At 37.6% G+C, this 21,129-nt stretch carries 18 protein-coding genes and 3 tRNA genes; 12 read left to right on the top strand and 9 right to left on the bottom strand.

Annotated features, from left to right (window positions below; all coding sequences use genetic code 11):
• Window positions 1-52: 52 nt before the first annotated feature.
• Window positions 53-2,869: a DNA polymerase I gene (gene polA, locus L1275_RS03620; protein ID WP_253469848.1), complete on the bottom strand. Its 2,817-nt coding sequence runs from the start codon at window positions 2,867-2,869 to the stop codon at window positions 53-55.
• A 290-nt stretch (window positions 2,870-3,159) separates the two neighbouring features.
• On the opposite strand from polA, the gene L1275_RS03615 reads away from it, so the two are divergent.
• A complete protein-coding gene (locus L1275_RS03615) occupies window positions 3,160-4,386 on the top strand; it encodes a metallophosphoesterase (protein WP_253469845.1) in 1,227 nt (408 codons plus the stop codon).
• Between the two features lie 76 nt (window positions 4,387-4,462).
• On the top strand, window positions 4,463-4,756 hold the full coding sequence (locus tag L1275_RS03610) for a co-chaperone YbbN (RefSeq protein ID WP_253469842.1): 294 nt from the start codon (window positions 4,463-4,465) through the stop codon (window positions 4,754-4,756).
• Here L1275_RS03610 and L1275_RS03605 read toward each other — a convergent pair.
• From L1275_RS03605 to L1275_RS03585, 5 genes are all read right to left on the bottom strand, one after another.
• Window positions 4,751-5,377: a polysaccharide deacetylase family protein gene (locus tag L1275_RS03605; protein ID WP_253469839.1), complete on the bottom strand. Its 627-nt coding sequence runs from the start codon at window positions 5,375-5,377 to the stop codon at window positions 4,751-4,753. The genes L1275_RS03610 and L1275_RS03605 overlap by 6 nt on opposite strands.
• Before the next feature lie 74 nt (window positions 5,378-5,451).
• Complete coding sequence (locus tag L1275_RS03600; protein ID WP_253470032.1) at window positions 5,452-6,864, bottom strand: efflux transporter outer membrane subunit; 1,413 nt, start codon at window positions 6,862-6,864, stop codon at window positions 5,452-5,454.
• Between the two features lie 10 nt (window positions 6,865-6,874).
• Entirely contained in the window at window positions 6,875-10,012 is a 3,138-nt protein-coding gene (locus L1275_RS03595) for an efflux RND transporter permease subunit (RefSeq protein ID WP_253469836.1), read from the bottom strand.
• A gap of 3 nt (window positions 10,013-10,015) precedes the next feature.
• Window positions 10,016-11,167 carry an efflux RND transporter periplasmic adaptor subunit gene (locus tag L1275_RS03590; RefSeq protein WP_253469833.1) on the bottom strand — a complete coding sequence of 384 codons (1,152 nt, stop codon included), beginning with the start codon at window positions 11,165-11,167 and terminating at the stop codon, window positions 10,016-10,018.
• Window positions 11,168-11,183: 16 nt separating this feature from the next.
• A complete protein-coding gene (locus L1275_RS03585) occupies window positions 11,184-11,657 on the bottom strand; it encodes a transcriptional regulator (RefSeq protein ID WP_253469830.1) in 474 nt (157 codons plus the stop codon).
• 257 nt (window positions 11,658-11,914) lie between these two features.
• On the opposite strand from L1275_RS03585, the gene L1275_RS03580 reads away from it, so the two are divergent.
• The 3 genes from L1275_RS03580 to L1275_RS03570 all read left to right on the top strand — a co-directional run bounded on the left by L1275_RS03580 (window position 11,915) and on the right by L1275_RS03570 (window position 12,206).
• A tRNA-Gly gene (locus L1275_RS03580) sits at window positions 11,915-11,990 on the top strand.
• A gap of 34 nt (window positions 11,991-12,024) precedes the next feature.
• A tRNA-Gly gene (locus L1275_RS03575) sits at window positions 12,025-12,100 on the top strand.
• Between the two features lie 33 nt (window positions 12,101-12,133).
• A tRNA-Gly gene (locus L1275_RS03570) sits at window positions 12,134-12,206 on the top strand.
• A gap of 91 nt (window positions 12,207-12,297) precedes the next feature.
• Here L1275_RS03570 and L1275_RS03565 read toward each other — a convergent pair.
• Together L1275_RS03565 and pepE are read right to left on the bottom strand one after the other, a co-directional pair.
• On the bottom strand, window positions 12,298-13,647 hold the full coding sequence (locus tag L1275_RS03565) for an acyl-CoA dehydrogenase family protein (protein ID WP_253469828.1): 1,350 nt from the start codon (window positions 13,645-13,647) through the stop codon (window positions 12,298-12,300).
• Window positions 13,648-13,836: 189 nt separating this feature from the next.
• Entirely contained in the window at window positions 13,837-14,544 is a 708-nt protein-coding gene (gene pepE, locus L1275_RS03560) for a dipeptidase PepE (RefSeq protein ID WP_253469825.1), read from the bottom strand.
• 252 nt (window positions 14,545-14,796) lie between these two features.
• Here pepE and L1275_RS03555 point away from each other — a divergent pair, with 252 nt between their 5' ends.
• The 3 genes from L1275_RS03555 to L1275_RS03545 all read left to right on the top strand — a co-directional run bounded on the left by L1275_RS03555 (window position 14,797) and on the right by L1275_RS03545 (window position 16,500).
• Window positions 14,797-15,543 carry a hypothetical protein gene (locus L1275_RS03555; RefSeq protein WP_253469822.1) on the top strand — a complete coding sequence of 249 codons (747 nt, stop codon included), beginning with the start codon at window positions 14,797-14,799 and terminating at the stop codon, window positions 15,541-15,543.
• A gap of 98 nt (window positions 15,544-15,641) precedes the next feature.
• Window positions 15,642-15,941, top strand: a complete 300-nt coding sequence (locus L1275_RS03550; RefSeq protein ID WP_253469819.1) for a twin-arginine translocase TatA/TatE family subunit — start codon at window positions 15,642-15,644, stop codon at window positions 15,939-15,941.
• Window position 15,942: 1 nt separating this feature from the next.
• Window positions 15,943-16,500 carry a phosphatase PAP2 family protein gene (locus tag L1275_RS03545; protein WP_253469816.1) on the top strand — a complete coding sequence of 186 codons (558 nt, stop codon included), beginning with the start codon at window positions 15,943-15,945 and terminating at the stop codon, window positions 16,498-16,500.
• Between the two features lie 72 nt (window positions 16,501-16,572).
• Here the strand turns inward: L1275_RS03545 and L1275_RS03540 are convergent, their stop codons facing one another.
• On the bottom strand, window positions 16,573-17,214 hold the full coding sequence (locus L1275_RS03540) for an O-methyltransferase (protein ID WP_253469814.1): 642 nt from the start codon (window positions 17,212-17,214) through the stop codon (window positions 16,573-16,575).
• 152 nt (window positions 17,215-17,366) lie between these two features.
• Here L1275_RS03540 and rlmN point away from each other — a divergent pair, with 152 nt between their 5' ends.
• The 4 genes from rlmN (at window position 17,367) to L1275_RS03520 (ending at window position 21,129) form a co-directional block, all read left to right on the top strand.
• Window positions 17,367-18,407: a 23S rRNA (adenine(2503)-C(2))-methyltransferase RlmN gene (gene rlmN / locus L1275_RS03535; RefSeq protein ID WP_253469811.1), complete on the top strand. Its 1,041-nt coding sequence runs from the start codon at window positions 17,367-17,369 to the stop codon at window positions 18,405-18,407.
• Window positions 18,408-18,517: 110 nt separating this feature from the next.
• Window positions 18,518-19,495 (top strand): polyprenyl synthetase family protein, encoded by a 978-nt coding sequence (locus L1275_RS03530; RefSeq protein ID WP_253470030.1) that lies wholly within the window; start codon window positions 18,518-18,520, stop codon window positions 19,493-19,495.
• 414 nt (window positions 19,496-19,909) lie between these two features.
• Complete coding sequence (locus L1275_RS03525) at window positions 19,910-20,482, top strand: RNA polymerase sigma factor (RefSeq protein WP_253469808.1); 573 nt, start codon at window positions 19,910-19,912, stop codon at window positions 20,480-20,482.
• Window positions 20,461-21,129 carry a hypothetical protein gene (locus tag L1275_RS03520; protein WP_253469805.1) on the top strand — a complete coding sequence of 223 codons (669 nt, stop codon included), beginning with the start codon at window positions 20,461-20,463 and terminating at the stop codon, window positions 21,127-21,129. The genes L1275_RS03525 and L1275_RS03520 overlap by 22 nt, the downstream gene beginning before the upstream one ends.

Raw genomic sequence — 21,129 nt, 5'->3', positions numbered from 1 at the left:
GTTTTAATAAAAAAGTGCATTTCTACAAATGCACTTTTTTATTAAATCAATATCAATGGGCTTCAAGCCAGTTGTCACCAGTTCCGAGGTCTACTACCAAGGGAACCTCGAGAACAAAGGCATTTTCCATTTCACTCTTAATCATGGTTTTTAAGTTTTCGAGTTCCTCTTTATGAGCATCAAATACAAGCTCATCGTGTACTTGTAACAACATTTTTGACTTCCAATTTTCGTTGATCAACCTTTTGTGGATCGCTATCATTGCAATTTTGATGATGTCGGCAGCGCTTCCTTGGATTGGGGCATTAACGGCATTTCGCTCTGCCGCTCCACGAACGATGGCATTCTGTGAGTTGATGTCTTTTAAATAACGTCTGCGACCAGAGATTGTCTGTACATAACCGTGGTCACGTGCAAAGTCGATTTGCGTTTGTATGTATTTCTTTAACTCGGGGTAAGTAGCATAATAGGCATCGATCAATTCTTTGCTCTCTGCTCTGGAAAGCGAAGTTTGATTGCTTAGTCCAAAAGCGGATACTCCATAGATGATTCCGAAGTTGACCGTTTTCGCATGGCTACGTTGTTCTTTGGTAACCTCTTCCAAAGGAACCCCAAACACTTTAGCTGCAGTAGAACGGTGAATATCTTCCCCTTTTTTAAAGGATTCCATCATGTTGGGCTCTTGACTCAAGGCTGCGATGATGCGCAATTCTATTTGAGAATAATCGGCAGCGAGTAAGACGTAATTTTCATCTCTCGCTACAAAGGCTTTTCTGATCTGTCTACCGCGCTCCGTGCGTATAGGAATGTTTTGTAGGTTGGGATTATTAGAGCTCAAACGTCCCGTTGCCGCTACCGTTTGCATATAGTCTGTGTGTATTCTCTTTGTTGTAGGGTCTACCTGATTCGGTAAGGCATCTACATAAGTGTTTTGCAATTTAATTAATTGACGCCACTCCAAGATGTCTTTAACGATTTGATTGTCATCGGCTAAGTAACTTAAAACTTCTTCGCCAGTAGCGTATTGACCTGTTTTGGTTTTTTTAGGTTTGCTTCCTCCAATCTTTAATCGATCAAATAAAACCTCTCCCAATTGCTTTGGAGAAGCCAAATTAAATTGTTCACCAGCCTGTTCATAGATTCCCTTTTCTAAATCCTTAATGTCGTTATCGAGACTTTTTGATAGCGATTTTAAAAAATCGACATCCACTCGGATACCTTCTTGTTCCATAGCAGCCAATACCGGCACCAACGGCACCTCGATGGTTTCAAAAAGTTTTTTTGTTTCAGATTCAATCAATTGTTGGTCGAAAAAAGCTTCCAATTGAAAAGTGATATCGGCATCTTCGCCGGCGTATTCTTTGACCAATTGCAAATCGATTTCGCGCATGGTTTTTTGATTTTTACCTTTTTTGCCAATCAATTCTTCAATCGATTGCGGAGAATAGCCCAAGTAGGTTTCTGCTAGTATATCCATATTATGACGCATATCTGGGTTAATCAGATAATGCGCGATCATCGTATCGAAAATAGGGCCTCGAACTGCTAATTCGTAGCGGGCTAGTATTTTTATGTCGTATTTTAAGTTTTGTCCAATCTTTATAATCGATTCAGATTCAAAGAAGGGGCGGAACTGTGCTGCCAAGGCCTTAGCCTCTTCTTGGTCTTCGGGAAAAGGTACGTAAAACGCACTTCCTTTTTCATATGAGAAGGCGATACCGACCAATTCCGCATGAAGTGCATCTAATCCCGTTGTTTCAGTATCAAAACATACTTTCGGTTGTTCTAATAGGTTTTCTATAAACATTTTAACCGCCATGTTACCCTGAATAATTTGGTAAAAGTGTGGCGTATCTTGTAGGGTTTTATAAGGACTTGATGAAGCGGGAGAGTCGGAAGACTCGTTGCTGCCGAACAGATCAAATTGATCGTCTGTCGATAAAGCTGAGTTTGTTTTTGTCGGGACAACTGTAGTTGTTGCTTCGGGATTAAACAATTTGTCGAATTGTTCTTTCATACGTCGAAATTCCAATTCGATAAATAGGGCGTCGGTTTTTTCCACATCTGGTTTATCCAATTCAAAATCCTTTTCATTGAAAGTTACCGGGCAGTCCAATAAAATAGTCGCCAAGGTTTTGGAAAGAATTCCCTTGTCTTTATTGGCTTCGATGTTTTCTTTCATCTTGCCTTTAAGCTCGTGGGTGTTTGCAAGTAAGTTTTCCATACTGCCGTATTGCTGTAGGAATTTTTTTGCGGTTTTCTCTCCAACACCTGGTAGACCTGGAATATTATCGACAGCATCGCCCATCATTCCCAAATAATCGATGACCTGTAAGGGGTTTTCAACTTCGAACTTAGCCTGAACTTCTGGTATTCCCCATATTTCTATACCGTTGCCCATTCTAGCGGGTTTGTACATAAAAATGTTCTCAGAAACCAATTGAGCAAAATCCTTATCTGGAGTAACCATGAATACCTGATATCCTTCTTTTTCTGCTTGCTTGGCTAGAGTTCCAATTAAATCATCGGCCTCACAGCCTTCCACTTCCATAATGGGAATGTGCATGGCTTCTAGAAGTTGCTTGATATAAGGTATAGCTATTTTGATGGCTTCTGGTGTTGCTTGTCGATTGGCTTTGTATTCAGGAAACATCTCCGTTCTCACTGTACTTCCACCTTTATCAAAGGCTACAGCTAAATGATCGGGTTTTTCTCTTCGTATCACGTCGATCAATGAATTCATAAAACCCAACACAGCCGAAGTGTCCAAGCCTTTAGAGTTTATTCGTGGATTTTTGATAAAAGCATAATAACCTCTGAAAATAAGGGCGTAGGCATCGAGTAGAAAAAGACGTTTTTGTGGTTCCATAACCTAAAAAGGGTTTTGTTATATTATTTTTCAAAAATACAAACTTAAAAGCAAACGGCGATGACCTTTTTGGGAAACATCGAGGGTATTGAATCGGGTAGATGCCGTGTGGATTTATAGTGTTTATAGAAATAGAATTCGCAAAGCGTGTTTGTAATGCTTCAATTAAGATCAGAAAAGTTGGATAAAAGGAGATAAATAACAGTCTTAAAGAGTGATAATTAATGTTAAATACTGTATGGAGTGTTTTTAAACGAGTATTTTTGTAAGCTTATCTACATTCGATATTTATGCGTTGGATTATCCTTATACTGTTTCTTGTCCTTTTAGAATTTTATTCCTACCAAGCCTTAAGTAATCTGACGAAGAATCGATGGATAATTATTGCTTATGCCTTATTTACTTTAGTGGCAATTGGAATGATTGCATATGGTTTTTTGAGTTTTGACCGATCGGTCGGACAAAATAAAACCTTGATGATGGCTATTGCTTTGGTCTTGCTCTTGTATATGCCCAAATTGGTGGTTACCATTTTTTTATTCGTAGAAGATGCTGCGCGATTAATCATCGGAGTGTGTAACTATTTTGTATCAGCAACTCAAATTGAGGGTGAATTTTTACCTGAAAGAAGAAAATTCGTAACACAAGTGGCTTTAGGAGTAGCGGCAATTCCTTTTTTATCGATTATTCATGGTATAGCTATCGGTAGGTATAAGTTTAGAGTAATCAAACAAACAGTCTTTTTTGACGATTTACCCGAAGCTTTTGACGGTTTTACCTTTACACAGATTTCCGATATTCACTGTGGTAGTTTCGACGACAAAGAAAAAATTCAGCACGCCATTGATGTGATCAATGATCAAGAGTCCGATTTGTTGTTGTTTACGGGAGATTTAGTCAACAGTTTAGCGAATGAAATGGATCCTTGGTTAGATACATTTAAGGGAATTCGCGCACATAAATATGGTAAATTTTCTGTTTTAGGGAATCATGATTATGGCGAATATGTCGAATGGGATACAGCGGCTCAAAAAGAAAACAATTTTAAGGAAATAAAAGATTTGCACCCGAAGATGGGTTTTAATTTGTTGTTGAATGAAAAGGTGTGGATTGAAAAGGACGGACAGCGTATAGCTATTGTAGGAGTTGAGAATTGGGGAGTTAAATTTAAAAAAGTAGGTGATCTAAATAAAGCAACTACTGGTGTTGCTGCTGAAGATTTTAAAATCTTATTATCCCATGATCCTTCGCATTGGGATGCGGAAGTAGTAAGCCATCCTAAAAACGTTCAATTGATGCTAGCGGGACATACGCATGGTGCGCAATTTGGTATCGAAATACCGGGAATAATAAAGTGGAGTCCTATACAGTATGTCTATAAACAATGGGCGGGATTGTATCAAACCATGGGTCGTTATTTATATGTAAATAGAGGTTTTGGGTACCATGCTTATCCGGGTCGAGTAGGGATCTGGCCGGAGATTACAGTTTTTGAACTTAAACGCAGAAAAAACTAGTTCAATTCCCAAAAAATCGTATTTTTGTTTAGAGGGCCTAGTGAATTGATATGTTTAATGAACTAAATAAATGTTTATGTCAAAATTTGGAGAATTAATTAGTGCAAATGTACCCGTTCTAATTTATTTTTACGCACAATGGAATGAAGGTTCCAAATCGATGCAGCCCGTGATTCATGATGTTGCGGCGGCTATGGGTGATCAATTGCGAGTGATAAAAATCGATGTAGAGAAAAACAAAGATTTATCGGATGCCTTGAGAATCAAAAATGTGCCTACCATGATGATTTATCGCAATGGAGCTATGGTTTGGAGACAAACTGGTACTATTGAAGCCAATGCGCTAATTACCATTTCGAAAGCCTTATAACAGCTCAAATTGATATCCTTCTTTAAGGAGATATTCAATAGCCTTTGGCAAGGCATGTTTTAAATTTTGCGAAGCTTTCCAGCTGTCGTGGAACAATATAATACTACCTGATCGGGTGTGCTTTACAACGTTCTGTAAACACTGTTCCGGTGACGTTTTTGCGTCATAATCTTTACTCAACACCGTCCACATAACTATTTTGTAATTTTTCTTTAGCAATACTTTAGCTTGGGAAGTTTTTATTTTTCCATACGGGGGTCTAAATAAGTGCTGCGAAGCTTTCGTGTGTTTCTCTATTTTTTTTGTGCATAGCAGGACCTCTTCAATATATTTTGACGTTTCGGTCTTCCAGCCGTTGATGTGATGTTGGGTGTGGTTGCCAATTTGATGTTGGGCAGCAATGATTTTCCGAAAGATTTCAGGATGTTTTTCGATGTTGTCACCGATGCAAAAAAAGGTGGCTTTGATTTGATAAAAATCAAGTAGGTCGAGAACCCATTCCGTAATCTCGGGTATGGGGCCGTCATCGAAGCTAAGGTAGATCTTTTTATCCGTATTGGCTACAGCCCACAATTGTTTGGGAAATAGCAACGGTATTAAAAAAGGGATTTTTGCAAACATTTTTTTATAAAGATAAAAAAAAAGAGCGGTTTGATTAGATCAAACCGCTCGATTATTGATAGTAGAAAGGGGAATTATTTTACTCCACCACCTACTGCTTTGTACAATTGTACTATAGCATTTAATTTGCTAAATTGTGTATTGATCAAATTGAGTTGAGCAGCTAAAGTGTTTTCTTTAGCAGTCAAAACTTCTAAGTAATTTGCCATACCGTTGTTTTGCAATTCTTCGGAGTATTCAGCTGCTAGGCTATAAGCTTCAACCTCTTTCGTTTTTAAACCAATTTTCTCATCCATAGCTTGGTACGTGTAAAGCGCGTCAGAAACTTCTTTACTGGCATTTAGCATGGCTTTTTTATAATTTAAAAACGCGATTTCTTGATTGGCTTGACTCACTTGATGTTGGGTGCGGATTTGTCTTCCGTTGATCAGCGGTTGAGTTAATCCTCCTATGATATTAGCAAATAAAGAATTGGTGTTGAACAATTCATCAAATTTAATACTTTGTAAACCACCAGTAGCGGTTAACTTAAAGGAAGGATAGAAATTACTACGCGCAACATTGGTCATTTCAAAGGCATTCATTAAACCATATTCTGCTGCTAGTACATCCGGACGATTACTTAATAATTGCATCGGAACTCCTACAGTTAAATCACTATTTAATTTTTGTTCCGCTAAAGTAGAACGCTTAATGCTTTCTGGATTGTCAGCCAATAAGATACTAAAAGTGTTTTCCATCAACTTGATATTGTTGTTGATGTCTAACAATTGAGACCTTGTATTGAGTAATAAAGCTTCGTTTTGTTTAACAGCCACTTCAGTCACTTGTCCAGCTTCTTTTAAAGCAATAATCGTTTCTAAACTTTTCTCTCTGTTTAAAATGGTTTCCTTGGTGATGCGTTGTTGTTCATCAAGAGATAAGAGTTGGTAATAAGTAGAAGCAATGGTAGCGATTAATTGCGTTTTTACTGCTTGATGAGCCGCTACGGTTTGTAGATAACTCGCGCCAAAGGCTCTTTTATTACTTCTGATTTTCCCCCATATATCGGCTTCCCAAGAAAAATTTCCTGTGATGTCATACTGGTCTACTTTTACTCGGTCACCATTGGAAAACAAGGCACCCAATTGGGTGTTTTTTGAAGGAACAGAGTGAGTATAGTTGGCTCCTAGGCTTAAAGTAGGTAAATACCCCATTTTTCCTTGTTTAAAATAGGCATTGGCAGCTTCGATGTTTTGCATGGCCACGCGAATGTCTAAGTTTGTATCAAGACCTTTATCAATATATTGAATTAATATAGGGTCGCTAAACAAATCCCTCCATGGCACATTGGCCATGGAAAGACTGTCTGAGTTGAGACGATCTGTTCTGTAATTTTGCTCGTTAATAACTTCAGGTCGCTCGTAGGTTTTGGCTACAAAACACGATTGGACACTAAGCGCTACTATGGCTACAGGGATGATTCTATATAAAGTGTTTTTTCTCATTTTGAATTCACTAATTATGTTTTTCTTCAAATTTCATAGGTTTAACTTTCTCTTGAAGCCACTGGAATATTACATAGAGTACAGGGATTACAAAAACTCCAAGTATAGTACCAATCAATAATCCAAAAACAGCACCCGTTCCGATAGAACGGTTTCCGCTTGCTCCAACTCCAGAGGCGAGTACCAAAGGCATCAAACCGAGGATAAAGGCAAACGAAGTCATCAAAATTGGACGTAAACGGGCTTTGGCTCCATTAATAGCAGATTCTGCAATAGTTTCTCCATGTCGACGCCTTTGAACCGCAAACTCCACAATAAGAATCGCGTTTTTAGCTAGCAATCCGACCAGCATAATCAGTGCAATTTGGAAATAGATATTGTTCTCTAATCCGGCGAGTTTTTGAGCGAGAAATGCACCCATAATACCCGTTGGTAGTGATAATATAATGGCAAACGGCAATAAGTAACTTTCGTATTGAGCAGATAGAATAAAGTAAACAAACACGATACACAAGATGAAAATCAACATGGTTTGTGAACCGGCGTTGATCTCCTCACGAGATAAACCGGTAAAGTCTACGCCGTAGCTGGATGATAAGGTGTTTTTAGATACTTCTTGTACAGCGTGAATCGCATCTCCAGAACTGTATCCTGGATTTGGCGCTCCAGAAATATTAGCCGAGGTAAACAAGTTATAACGGTTTACCGACTGTGGTCCGTATACGCGTTTTAAGGTGACAAACTGAGTAACAGGTGTCATGTTTCCATTACTGGTACGAACAAAAATTTCATTTAAGCTATTCACGTCAGTTCTACTCTCAGGCAATGCTTGAATCATTACACGGTATTGTTTTCCAAAACGCGTAAAGTCAGCGGCGTATATACCACCAATGTATCCTTGTAAAGCGGAGAATATATCACTAACAGCAACACCAGATTCTTTGGCTCTTGGGATGTTTAGATCAATTTCATATTGTGCGAAATTGGTGTTAAATGAAGTTTGAGCATACATAATCTCTGGGCGCTTCATCAATTCGCCTAAATAATTTTTGGCAATCACGTCGAAATCATTTAGACTTCCCCCTGATTTATCTAATAATTTTAACTCAAAACCAGATGACATACCAAAACCTGGTATACTCGGTGGCTGGAAGAAAATCATTTTTGCATCGGGAAACTGCATAGCTGCTAAGCCAAACAACTTACCAATAACTACATCGGTAGCCATCTCTTTAGACTTTCTCTCTTTAAAAGATTTCATCTTGATCAAGCCCATACCGTAGTTAGATCCAGCACCAGAAATAATACTGTTTCCAGTAATTACCGTTACCGTTTCAACACCTGGAATTTGGGCAGCCGCTTTTTCGAATTTCTTTTGCAATTCGTAAACACGGTCACTTGATGCTCCAGCTGGTAATTCTACGTTGGCTAAGATAAATCCACGGTCTTCATTAGGTACAAATCCAGAAGGCATGGTTTTGTTGGCATAAAATGTTATACCCAAACAAGCTATTAAGATCGCGAAAGTGATCCATTTGTGTTTTAAAAGGAACTTAAATCCATTTCCGTATCTGTTGGTCAACGAAGTAAATGCCGTGTTAAACGCAAAGAAGAAGCGACTTACGAAGTTTCTTTTCTGATGATCACTCGAGTGACCTTGTTTTAGGAACATCGCACAAAGTGCTGGACTCAAAGTCAAGGCGTTTACAGCCGAGATGATAATTGCCACGATTAATGTGATACCAAATTGTTTGTAGAAAACACCAGTAGGACCTGTAATAAAGGTTACCGGTATAAATACCGCAGCCATTACTAGGGTAATCGATACAATCGCTCCTGAAATCTCACCCATGGCTTCGTGGGTTGCTGTACGAGCATCTTGCTTGGTTTCTTCCATTTTGGCATGCACTGCCTCGACGACGACGATGGCATCATCGACGACAATTCCAATCGCAAGTACCAACGCAAACAACGTCAATAAGTTTAATGAGAATCCAAACAGATTCAAGAAGAAAAACGTACCCACAATAGATACTGGAACGGCAATCAATGGAATTAAGGTTGATCTAAAATCTTGTAAGAAGATATAAACCACGATAAAAACCAAGATAAATGCTTCAATTAAAGTACTAACTACTTTACTGATAGAGGCATCTAAAAATTCATTGGTATCAAAGTTGATCATGTAATGAACACCTTTAGGCAATGATTTACTGATTTTTTCGAGCTCTATTTTTAAGTTTTTATTAATTTCCTGTGCATTTGATCCTGGGGTTTGATAGATGGCCATCGCGATAGCATCATTACCCGATAACTCAGATGAACCAGCATAAGACTGTGCGCCTAATTCTATTTTAGCGACATCTTTAAGGCGTAAAACCTGACCGTTGTTTAAGGATTTAATAACGATGTCTTCGTATTGACTTTCGGTTTTGTATTTACCGCTATATTTGATAACGTACTGAAAAGCTTGACCGGAGTTTTCTCCTAACTGACCAGCAGCCGCTTCCAAACTCTGTTCGTTTAGTGCTGCATTGATATCAGCGGGAACCAATCCGTAATTGGCCATTTTAGTTGGATCCAACCAAACGCGCATCGAGTAGTTTCTAGCACCAAAAATCGTTGCATCTCCAACACCACTAACCCTTTTTAATTCAGGAACTACGTTGATGTTCATGTAGTTTTGAATATAAGTTGCGTCGTAGGCTTTGTCGGTAGAGTAGAAGGATACGAACATCAAAGCACTGGTTTGTTGCTTTTGTGTTGTAACTCCCGAACGCGTTACCTCTGATGGTAACAAAGGCGTTGCTCTGGAAACCCTATTTTGAACGTTTACGGCTGCGATATCTGGATCCACCCCTTGTTTAAAGAGAACTTGGATCGATACACTACCGTCGTTACTAGCTGTTGAGGTAATATAATCCATTCCCTCAACCCCGTTGACTTGCTCTTCAATAGGGATAATAACACTTTGCATAACCGTCTCGGCATTGGCTCCAGGGTAACTGGCATTGATCTGCACAGTTGGTGGAGCAATATCGGGGTATTGTGTTACTGGTAGGATAGTTAATCCTAGTATCCCTAGTATTACGATGATGATCGAAATAACTGTAGATAATACAGGTCTTTCTATAAAGGTTTTAAGCATTTCTTAGAATTTTGGTTTAATTGAATTAACGATAGTGTCAAAATTAACGGGTTGTGGTGCTATCGCAGTTCCGGTTCTTAATGAACCAATTCCAGATACAACAATTTTGTCGCCTTTTTTCAATCCATCCTCAACAATAGCCAAACGGTCTACGCGATTGTGAACGGTGATTTTGGTAGAATAAGCCGTATCGTTTTCAACTTTATAAACGTATACTAAGCCTTGTTGTTCAAACGTAGCGGATTCAGGTACTACCAAGGCATCGGTATAGGTTTTTGGAATACGGATAAAACCGCTATTTCCATTGTTTAATAGACCAGCTTTGTTGGAGAATACCACTCTAAATTGGATAGTTCCAGTCTGTGGATCAATCTGTCCTGTGGCAGCTTCGATTTTTCCCTTTTCGCTATAAACAGCATCATTGGCTAAAACTAAGTCTACTAGGGGTAAATTGTTTAGCTTCTCCTTAACTGTTTTTCCTTCTGTACTATTCAAGAAATTAAAGTACTCTTTCTCGTTCATAGAAAAATAGGCATAAACTTCGCTAATATCAGAAACCGTAGTTAGTGGCACTGCATCCGATGGGCCTACTAAACTTCCTAATCTAAAAGGAAGACTACCGACAACTCCTGATACAGGACTTTTTATAATCGAATAATCGATATCTGCAACCACACCACCGTAATTAGCCTTAGCTTGTGCTAATTGGCTTTTTGCAACAGCTAAGTTTGCTTTAGCAGTTTCTAACTGAACTGGGCTAATAATGTTTTTTTCCACTAGAGGAATTAACTTATTAACCTCAACTTGTGCTGCACTAACGCTTGCTTCAGCAGAAAGAATGCCTGATTTAGCTGCATTAGCAGATTGATTCAATGTATTGGTTTCCAATCTAAATAAAGGTTGCCCTTTAGTAACAATCTGACCTTCATCTACATAAAGTTCTTGGATATAACCCGAAATTTTTGCACGGACATTATTGTTGATTTTCCCTTGAATATTTGCTGGAAAAGATTGATATCCTACTACTGTTCTTGTCGGAACATCAACGACTCCATAGGGCATTGTAGGAGGACCCTGCTGCGCTTGCTTTTGGCTACATGAGGTAACAGTAAGTGCTACTGCAGTAATTAGGAACGTGTTGATCAAATGTTTCATAATGTTATAATGATTGTTAATTTGAATTTTTTAATTTTTCAATAGTATTGGTTAGTTCATGGGTAGATTTTTCTAAGTGCTCAATGTAAATGCCCATTTTCATTTGACATGGTTTGGTTTCTGACGTTTTAGTCGCTTTGTATTCTTGTAGGCGATAGGCCAGATTTTTTTCTTTAACTAAGATGTCTCGTATAGTATTTAAACGTATGGTTAAATAGTCTGGATTAACGCGGAAATATCTTTTGCGCTCATCGATCTTATTAAAATGTTCGACATGTGCGTTGTTTACTAAGGCATTTAAGCTACTAGAAACAGAACTTTTGCTCGCGTTTAGCTTTTCGACGATCTCATCAAATGTGATTCCCTCTCGATCGCTGCTGAGCATCAGGTATGTATATATCTTTGCGGTTAAGGGCGAATAATTATACATGGTTTCATGATGGGCGCAGTAATCTTGGAAAAATTCTATTAATTCCTTTTCATACTTCATCTTTCAAAATTTTGTACAAAAGTACAGTTAGTTCGGTAAAAACAAAACCAATCGAACTTAAAGTTTTCTTAATTTAGTTGAAGCTTTGTTGGGGTTTGGGTTAAAATGGGTTGCAATTCTTCATTCGATTATTTTTTTGCTTTTTTAACGGATTGATTTTTAGCGGTTAATTTGATTTGTTGTCTGAAATTGAAAAAAATCTTTAAAAAGGTTTGTTTAAAATTTAAAAATAGCGTTATATTTGCACCCACATTAATGCGGAAGTAGCTCAGTTGGTAGAGCTCCAGCCTTCCAAGCTGGTTGTCGCGAGTTCGAGCCTCGTCTTCCGCTCCAAAACTGGATGAAAGTTTTAAAAGATCATCATATTGCGGAAGTAGCTCAGTTGGTAGAGCTCCAGCCTTCCAAGCTGGTTGTCGCGAGTTCGAGCCTCGTCTTCCGCTCCAAAACTAGATGAAAGTTTTAAAAGATCATCACCTGCGGAAGTAGCTCAGTTGGTAGAGCTCCAGCCTTCCAAGCTGGTTGTCGCGAGTTCGAGCCTCGTCTTCCGCTCTGCAGTTAAAGCCTCATCTTTTAGATGAGGCTTTTTTTTTACCTTTATTTGTCAAAGAGCAATATGTTATGCTTTACTTTTTATGCGGTATTATACAAATGCTGAAAAACCAGTAATGCTTCGCCCAACAATTAAAGAGTTGATTTCCTTAGTTCCTTCATAGGAATAAATCGCTTCTGCATCTGCTAGGAATCGGGCGACATTGTGCTCTAGTAATATTCCATTGCCTCCCATGACCTCTCTGGCTTTAGAAACTATATCTCGAGTTCTCAGGCTGCAGAAAACTTTAGCCAAAGAAGCGTGTTCGTCTTTTAATAAGTCTTGATCTTGTAATTGAGAGAGTCGAAATACCAAGGTTTGCATGGCGGTTAAATTGGATAGCATTTCAACCAGATGGTTTTGGATTAACTGGAAAGAAGCAATTGGTTTTCCAAATTGTTTTCTTTTTCGGGTGTAATCTAAGGCGTTTTCATAAGCCCCTCTTGCACAGCCAACAGCCATCCAGGCTACGCCAGCACGCGTTTTTTGAAGTACTTTAGCGGTATCCTTAAACGAGTTTGCATTTTGAAGTCGATCTTTTTCCTCAACGAGACAATCGCTTAAGGTGATAAGCCCATTTTGAACAATTCTCAATGCCATTTTTCCCTTAATTTTTTCAACTTGAAATCCGGGATTGTCTTTTTTTACAAGAAAACCCTTGACTTGATTATCGTCTACATCGCGAGCCCATATGATGATTATATCGGCGAAAGTAGCATTGCCAATCCATTTTTTTTGACCGTTTAAAATCCAGCCATTTGCTGTCTTTTTTGCTGTAGTAGTTAGTCCTCCAGCAACCCCAGATCCAACATCGGGTTCCGTTAGTCCAAAGGCACCAATGGTTTTCATTTGTTGCATTTTAGGTAGCCACTCCGCTTTTTGAGCGTCCGAGCCGCAATAGTAAATGGAGCCCATAGCTAGCCCGCTTTGAACGCCAAAAAAAGTAGCGATAGAGGTGTCGATCCGCGCCATTTCACTGGCGATAATACCTTCCATTAACGACGATCTGCCTGCGCAACCATAGCCGTCAAAAGTCAATCCGCAAACGTTTAATTCAGCGAGCTTAGGGATGATTTCCATCGGAAACTCGTCGTGTAGCCAATAGTCGTTGACGAGCGGTTGGATTTCGTCTTCCATAAAAGCGCGTACTTTTAATTGTAGTAAGCGGTCTTCTGCGGATAACTTTTGGTCCATTTTATAAAAATCGGCGTCTATAGGAGGCAGTTCCTTCGTTTTGTTTTGGCTGGATAGCATTTTTGATAAGCCCTTTAATTGGGTCTCGTCCATCTGAGATACGGAATTGACGATTTCTGATAAATCAACCTTCTCAGATAAAGATGCTAGTTTTTCCAAATCTATAGCACGAAGTAAATTAACCGTATTTCGAATTTTCTTAAACATAGTAAATGACTTGGTTGATATTTCATGTTTAAGGTACGTAAAATCCAAAAGCAAACTTATAAAAATAGGATATATTTAACTATTATTTTACGAAAAGCTAATTTTAGGCTATAAAAACCGCTAATTAATATAAGGTTTGTTTTAAAATAGATTTAAAACAAACCTTTTTTTAGTGTGGAAAACCTTTTTTTAATTTAGATGAGAGAGCAAACTGTCGGTTTCGATTTCTTGTGGAATTTGATTTTTTCTGAATATTCTCGCTGTTAGTGCTCCTCTTAAGGTAATGCGATCACCTTGAACTTCAATCCAACTTCCCTCTCTTAATCCGATTACAGGTTGTGAGTTAAATTGATGAAATTCATGAATGCGGGTTTCGCGAGTTTCCCCCATGTGTTTGGAATCGGGATCGGGATCCAAGTAATGTGGGTTAATGTTAAAGGGGACCAATCCCAATGTTTGAAAGGAGGGAGGGTAAATGATCGGCATATCATTGGTGGTTTCCATAGTCAGTCCACAGATGTTACTACCGGCACTGGTTCCTAAATAGGGGGTTCCCGATTTTACAGTTTCAATGAGTGTTTGCATAAGACCGTGGTCATAGAGTTGTTTGACCAATAAAAAAGTATTGCCGCCACCAGTAAAAATGGCTTCTGCCTCCTTTAAACCAAGCAGTGGATCTTTAAATTCATGCAGGCCTTTAACATCGATTCCGATTTTGGAAAAGGCTAATTGTACTTTTGCGGTATAATCCTCGTGTGAAATACCACTAGGTCTTGCAAATGGGATAAAAACTAAGGTTTTGACTTGCTTGAAAAACGTTTTTAATTCCGGTAATAAATATTCCAAATAAGCACCATCGTGTAAGGTAGAGGTGCTAGCTATGATTATTTTTTTCATCGATAGTACTTTTTATAATGATAAACAGTCGTTATTGTTCGGATTAGATGGGATTGTGATAAACTCAATAAATACAATAATAAAATAATTGGTATCGAAGTCAAAAGTACAATTAATGAATTGTTTATCCAATCTCAGAGGGTATTATTGAATTGTTTGTAAATTCACATTTAACATAAGTTTACCCATGTATAATTTAAAGATGTGGAATATTCGGATAAATTTACCGTCAAATTATAACTGATTATTTAAATGAGGGGTATTCTTTGTTTGTTTTTATTTTTTTCTATAGCTGGATTTTCTCAAGAAAGGGAATGGTTGCAAGGTAAAATTGTATCTCGCTCAAAATTGCTAAGTGGAATTTATGTAGCCAATGTCAATACTGGTGAATCTGTATTAACGGGTAAGGGCGGTTATTTTGAATTAATGGGACGGGAAAATGATACCTTGATGTTTTCGGGATCCTTATTTATTGGGTATCGAAGAGCTTTAGATGAAATTGATATGAAGAAAGAAATGATTTTTATTCCTTTAGAGGAGAACGATCTTTCCTATCAATTAAGTGAAATCATGATTTATAAAGTTAGTGCCGAATCCTTGGGTATAGTGCCGAAAGGAAGGAAAAAACTTACTCCAGCTGAGCGTCGCCTATATACTGCAAATTCAGGTGGGGGATTAATTCCTATTGACATGATCGTCAATGCTATTACTGGAAGAACAAAAATGCTTAAGAAAGCACTGGAATATGAGAAAGGGGAGATGCGCAAAGAGAAATTACTGCGAATCTTTGACGAAAAATTCATAGTGGATAATTTTGGTATTCCGGCGGCTTATGTTCAAGGGTTTGTATACAATGCTGTTGCCGATCCTGAAGTGGTATCTATTTTAAATGATAAAGTGGGTTCGAAAGGCGCTTTGCAGATGCGATTAGGTGTTTTAGCGATGAGTTTTAATGAGATGATTCAAGAAAAAGATCAACGAACGAAAGCTGTAAAATAGTTTTTTAAAGTTTATACAAAGGTTTTCGTCTATATTTAAGATATAAATTTATAAATCTTTGTAGCTTTGTAGTCTACGAAAAATAAAAATTTTCAATTATGTTTGGAATTGGAGGGGGTGAGATATTCTTTATCATACTAGTGATTTTAATGTTGTTTGGATCTGATAAGGTACCTGAGATGGCTAGGACTTTTGGAAAAGCAATGTCTCAATTAAAAAATGCGACAAACGACATCAAAAGCGAAATTAAGAAAAGCGCTGAAGAGTCCGGTATCGCAGATGATATAAGAGAGACCTTAAATATAGATATCGATCCTGCATTGGATATCAAAAATGAAATTAACAAGGCGAAAGAAGATATAGAAAATATCACTGGACCCATAAAAAGACAGTTGTAATTTGGATACATTAATTCAATTAGATAAGCAATTATTGGTCTTTTTAAATAGCTTTGGATCAGAAACTTTTGACCCTTTTTGGTTATTTATTACAAAACAACTCAATTGGATACCGTTTTTTCTGATTGTTATGTATTATTTGTATAAAAAATTGGGTTTAAAAAAGCTGGGCATCACCATATTGTTTTTGGCGTTTCTGATTTTGTGTACCGATCAATTTACTAATTTAGTAAAGTATAACGTGCAACGATTGCGACCCTGCAATGATTTGCAGATCAATGAGATCATCAGAGTGGTAAAGTGTAGTAATACCTATAGCTTTTTTTCAGGACATGCATCCAATTCTACAGCGACCATGTTGTTTTTGTTTTTGATATTGAAGAGATTTTATAAGTATGCGTTTCTAGTGTTTATCTTTCCATTAGTGTTTGCTTACAGTAGGATTTATTTATCATTGCATTTCCCAGGTGATATACTTGTGGGATATATGGCGGGGATAGTAATGGGAACACTCTGTTATAAGTTGTACCAATTTGCAGAAAAGAAATATAACTTTTAGTTTATAATAATTATAATAATAAAAAGGGTTGTGTCCATAGATACAACCCTTTTTGTTTTTATTTAATTGTACTTATAAAACGCGAGTTACCGTTATACCATCTCTAATAGGTAGTAATACGGTTTCGACTCTGGGATCGTTCTTTAGTAATTTATTGTAATTATCGATGATAACAGTACTTTTGTCATTGGGTTCAATGGGTTCGAGTACTTTGCCTGACCACAGTACATTGTCTGATAGAATGATTCCGCCTGCGTTCATTCTCGGTACAATTAGTTCAAAATAATTGCAGTAATTCGGCTTGTCGGCATCTATAAAAACCAAGTCAAACTTTTGATTCAGTGTCGGTATGATATCAATAGCGCTGCCCAAATGTTGAGTGATCTGTTTGGAATAGGGCGATAAATCAAAATATTTTCTTTGAAGATCAAGTAATTCTTCATTAATATCGATGGTATCTAAGGTGCCTTTAGCACGAAGTCCTTCTGCTAAACAAAGGGTAGAATAACCGGTGTAGGTCCCAATCTCTAAAATGTGATTGGGCGAAATTATTTTGGATAAAATGCTTAAAAATCGACCTTGAAAATGCCCGCTTAGCATTCTTGGTCTCAATACTTTTTGATGCGTTTCTTTGCTGAGTTGTGCTAGTAATTCGGGTTCATCTTCCGAATGTTGTAAGACATAGTTCTCTAACTGTGGAGATATAAAATGCATTTAGACTGGATTAGGATATTACTTTAGGACACAAAGATAAATAAAGTTTCTAGTAAATGTCAATGGGACAATCAGTCAATGTGTTAATCCGCGAATCAACGAATTGGCAAATAATATAAATATTTAAAACTAAAAATCTTTACCTTTGCGCCATGCAAGTGGAAAAAAAAGATATCAGATCTCTAACTAAGGAACAACTTCGTGAGTTCTTTGTGAGTCAGGGAGATAAGTCCTTTCGTGGAAATCAAGTATATGAATGGTTATGGAGTAAAGGGGCTCACGGTTTTGAAGACATGAGTAACCTTTCCAAGGAAAGTCGTCAAATGTTGGAAACGCATTTTGTGATTAATCATATTAATGTCGATCAAAGACAACAGAGTTCAGACGGAACGGTTAAGAATGCTGTTCGATTACACGACGGTTTAATCGTTGAGTCGGTACTGATTCCAACCAATACGCGTACTACGGCTTGTGTGTCGAGCCAAGTGGGGTGTAGTTTGGATTGTACTTTCTGTGCAACGGCTCAGTTGAAGCGAATGAGAAATCTAAATCCCGATGAGATTTATGATCAGGTGTTAGCGATCGATCAAGAAAGCCGCCAGCTTTTTGGTAGACCGCTTTCCAATATTGTATTTATGGGGATGGGAGAGCCTTTGATGAACTATAACAACGTTCAAAAAGCCATAGAGAAAATTACTTCTAGCGAAGGAATGGGCATGTCGCCAAAACGAATCACCGTTTCTACTTCGGGTATTCCCAAAATGATCAAGAAATTAGCTGATGATGAGGTTAAATTCAAATTAGCGGTTTCGCTACATTCTGCAATTGATGAGATTCGTGCGGATATCATGCCGTTTGCTAAAAACTTCCCGCTACAAGAACTGCGTGAGAGCTTAGAGTATTGGTACTCTAAGACTCGAAGCCGAGTTACTTATGAGTACGTGGTTTGGAAAGGAATTAATGACGACAAAAAATCTATTGATGCCTTGGTTAAATTCTGTAAGTATGTGCCTTGTAAAGTCAATCTTATCGAATACAATCCCATTGATGACGGTAAATTCCAACAAGCTGATTCCAGTGCTATAGACAATTATATTCGAACTCTTGAGCGCAATGATATTGTGGCTAAGGTACGTAGAAGTAGAGGTAAAGATATCGATGCAGCTTGTGGACAATTGGCTAATAAATCTTAAGTTTTAAGTAATTTTAAGAAAGCAGCAACCTTGTTTTAAAAACCGATATTTAATAATTAAATGTTTTTAAAAGTTCTGTTTACTCTTTAAAAATTGTATTTTTGACTACGATGAATATAGTAGAGCAAATAAAACAGCCGATTTTAAATGAAATGGAACTTTTTGAAAAGAAGTTTCATAAGTCTATGGCGTCTAAAGTCGCCTTACTCAATAGAATCACTTATTATATAGTTAACCGAAAGGGGAAACAGATGCGACCTATGTTTGTTTTCCTGACAGCTAAAATGGTAGCTGAAGAGGTTAATGAACGCACTTATCGTGGAGCTTCGGTAATTGAACTGATTCACACCGCTACTTTGGTGCACGATGATGTTGTGGACGACAGCAACAAACGCAGAGGATTTTTCTCACTAAATGCTTTGTGGAAAAATAAAATCGCCGTTTTAGTAGGAGATTATTTACTGTCGAAAGGCTTACTCTTATCTATTGACAATAATGATTTTGATTTATTGAAAATCATCTCTGTGGCTGTTAGAGAGATGAGTGAAGGAGAGTTATTGCAAATTGAGAAGGCACGCCGATTAGATATTACCGAAGAGGTTTATTACGAGATTATTCGTCAGAAAACGGCCACGCTTATCGCTGCCTGTTGTTCTTTAGGAGCTGCCTCTGTTTTGCCAGATCATTCTGAATATATTGAAAAGATGCGTAAATTCGGAGAATTAATTGGTATGGCTTTTCAGATTAAAGATGATCTATTCGATTATACCGACGGACCCATTGGCAAACCAACCGGGATCGATATCAAAGAACAGAAAATGACCTTGCCGCTGATTTACGCTCTAAATCACTCCGATAAAAAAGAAAAGCGCTGGTTGATCAATTCGGTGAAAAATCACAATAAAGACAAAAAACGCGTGCGTGAAGTCATCGACTTTGTAAAGCAAAAAGATGGACTGATTTACGCGGAACAAAAAATGATTGCTTTTCAAAAAGAAGCACTTCAATTATTGGAACCTTTTCCAAATTCTTCGTATAAAGAGGCTTTAATCCTGATGGTTAATTATGTAATTGAACGTAAAAAATAAGTGTATTTTTTTTGCAAGCACTTATATAAGTTTATTTACCTAACAACAATTTGCTTCACTGCTTTTTAAGCAGAAAAATTCCCACCTTAAATTCCGACACATACCAGCCTAATTTAGGAAAATCTAACTAAGAGTACAAGTTGTTCAATAATTGCTTACTGTCAAAAAAAACACGTATTTGTAGAAACAGCAGTACAATTAAGGAATTGGACTTCGATAGATTATTTAAACATAGGGTCTTTGGATTTGGAGTGTTTTATCGATACGGTCCAACTGCTTATCCCGGATTGAAAGATAATATGGCTTTAAAATTAGCTTTTAATTTTAGTGTAAAATAATATTTGAAAAAGAATCCAATCTCGATACAACCTTTTTGCATAGTTCTACGTCTATATAATAGAAGCAACCTATATTTTGAAAGTAATACCGTTAGTAAATAATCCCCTGGAATTAATTGCTCTTCTAAAGAAGCAAGAGCGGAAGGCGCAAAGTGAGGTATATCAGCTTTATGCGCCCAAGATGCTCAGTATATGTCGTCGGTATATACGCGATAGTCATAAGGCCGAGCATGTTATGGTAGGAGCTTTTGTTAAGGTTTTTCAACAGATATCTAGTTTTGAGAATAAAGGGAGTTTTGAAGGTTGGATTCGGCGTATTATGGTCCATGAATCACTGTCCTTCTTAAGAAGTGAAAAAGCGGTATTTTTTATAGAAGAGGTACAATTCCATGAAGTGCAAGCAGAAGAAGAGGTTTATGATACAGATTTTACTCTCGAAGAACTAGAAGGTTTTATTGATCAATTACCTATAGGTGTACGTACGGTTTTTAATCTTTTTGTCATTGAAGAGCATAAACATGCAGAGATTGCCAAGATGCTCGGAATTCAAGAAGGAACTTCAAAATCGCAATTGGCACATGCTCGGAAAATATTACAAAAGCAATTGTTGACTAAAAATAAGGGAACATGGAGAAATGGAGCAAAATAGAAAAAAGCATTAAAGAAAAGTTTGATAATCGTGTTGTGGAGCCGCATGCGGATCTTTGGAAGAGTCTTGAAGATAAATTAAATGATTCGGACTATAAGAACAGCCAAAAGGGAAAATCTTCTTGGTTTATGATAGCAGCAAGTGTATTGATGTTGTTAGGTGGAACTTATTTCTTTTTGTTTTCTACTAGTGATAAGATGAGTACAGTGGGATTAGAGCAACTGCAGGGTAATCCACAAGAGCAGACGGTTCAACAAAATCGCATAGAGAAAAAGGAAAGTATCAAAACGATAACCGAAGCGCAAAAAATCCCCATGCAATCTGTGGCTGTTAGTAAACCTTCTGTAGAAAAAACGCAAAGTAGTCCCGAATCACGAGTTGATAAACGTCGCGAAGACCAGTGGCACGACTTGAAAAGCGAGAAAGCTGCAGAAAAACTATACGATTTAGATCAAGTCGCACTATCTATACTCGATAAGACCAATACGAAGAGTTTTAGTGTCGATCCCAAAAGTTTGCTTAGCGAAGTTGAGGGTGAATTAAAGGTCGAGTACAGAGCAACTGTTTTTGAACAGATAAAGCGAAACCTAAAGGAGGCACGAACCAATTTTGCCAATAGAAACTATGAAAAAACAACGTCCTATTAG

The sequence above is a fragment of the Flavobacterium sp. HSC-61S13 genome, from assembly GCF_024171535.1.
GTDB lineage: Bacteria > Bacteroidota > Bacteroidia > Flavobacteriales > Flavobacteriaceae > Flavobacterium.
The sequence above is the reverse complement of the archived record's forward strand: the minus strand, read 5'-3'. Positions and strand labels throughout refer to the sequence as shown.

Excerpts from the sequence above, each read along its gene's own strand:
- polA (WP_253469848.1), bottom strand. The coding sequence starts at position 2,869 with ATGGAACCACAAAAACGTCTTTTTCTACTCGATGCCTACGCCCTTATT.
- L1275_RS03615 (WP_253469845.1), top strand. The coding sequence starts at position 3,160 with ATGCGTTGGATTATCCTTATACTGTTTCTTGTCCTTTTAGAATTTTAT.
- L1275_RS03610 (WP_253469842.1), top strand. The coding sequence starts at position 4,463 with ATGTCAAAATTTGGAGAATTAATTAGTGCAAATGTACCCGTTCTAATT.
- L1275_RS03605 (WP_253469839.1), bottom strand. The coding sequence starts at position 5,377 with ATGTTTGCAAAAATCCCTTTTTTAATACCGTTGCTATTTCCCAAACAA.
- L1275_RS03600 (WP_253470032.1), bottom strand. The coding sequence starts at position 6,864 with ATGAGAAAAAACACTTTATATAGAATCATCCCTGTAGCCATAGTAGCG.
- L1275_RS03595 (WP_253469836.1), bottom strand. The coding sequence starts at position 10,012 with ATGCTTAAAACCTTTATAGAAAGACCTGTATTATCTACAGTTATTTCG.
- L1275_RS03590 (WP_253469833.1), bottom strand. The coding sequence starts at position 11,167 with ATGAAACATTTGATCAACACGTTCCTAATTACTGCAGTAGCACTTACT.
- L1275_RS03585 (WP_253469830.1), bottom strand. The coding sequence starts at position 11,657 with ATGAAGTATGAAAAGGAATTAATAGAATTTTTCCAAGATTACTGCGCC.
- L1275_RS03565 (WP_253469828.1), bottom strand. The coding sequence starts at position 13,647 with ATGTTTAAGAAAATTCGAAATACGGTTAATTTACTTCGTGCTATAGAT.
- pepE (WP_253469825.1), bottom strand. The coding sequence starts at position 14,544 with ATGAAAAAAATAATCATAGCTAGCACCTCTACCTTACACGATGGTGCT.
- L1275_RS03555 (WP_253469822.1), top strand. The coding sequence starts at position 14,797 with ATGAGGGGTATTCTTTGTTTGTTTTTATTTTTTTCTATAGCTGGATTT.
- L1275_RS03550 (WP_253469819.1), top strand. The coding sequence starts at position 15,642 with ATGTTTGGAATTGGAGGGGGTGAGATATTCTTTATCATACTAGTGATT.
- L1275_RS03540 (WP_253469814.1), bottom strand. The coding sequence starts at position 17,214 with ATGCATTTTATATCTCCACAGTTAGAGAACTATGTCTTACAACATTCG.
- rlmN (WP_253469811.1), top strand. The coding sequence starts at position 17,367 with ATGCAAGTGGAAAAAAAAGATATCAGATCTCTAACTAAGGAACAACTT.
- L1275_RS03530 (WP_253470030.1), top strand. The coding sequence starts at position 18,518 with ATGAATATAGTAGAGCAAATAAAACAGCCGATTTTAAATGAAATGGAA.
- L1275_RS03520 (WP_253469805.1), top strand. The coding sequence starts at position 20,461 with ATGGAGAAATGGAGCAAAATAGAAAAAAGCATTAAAGAAAAGTTTGAT.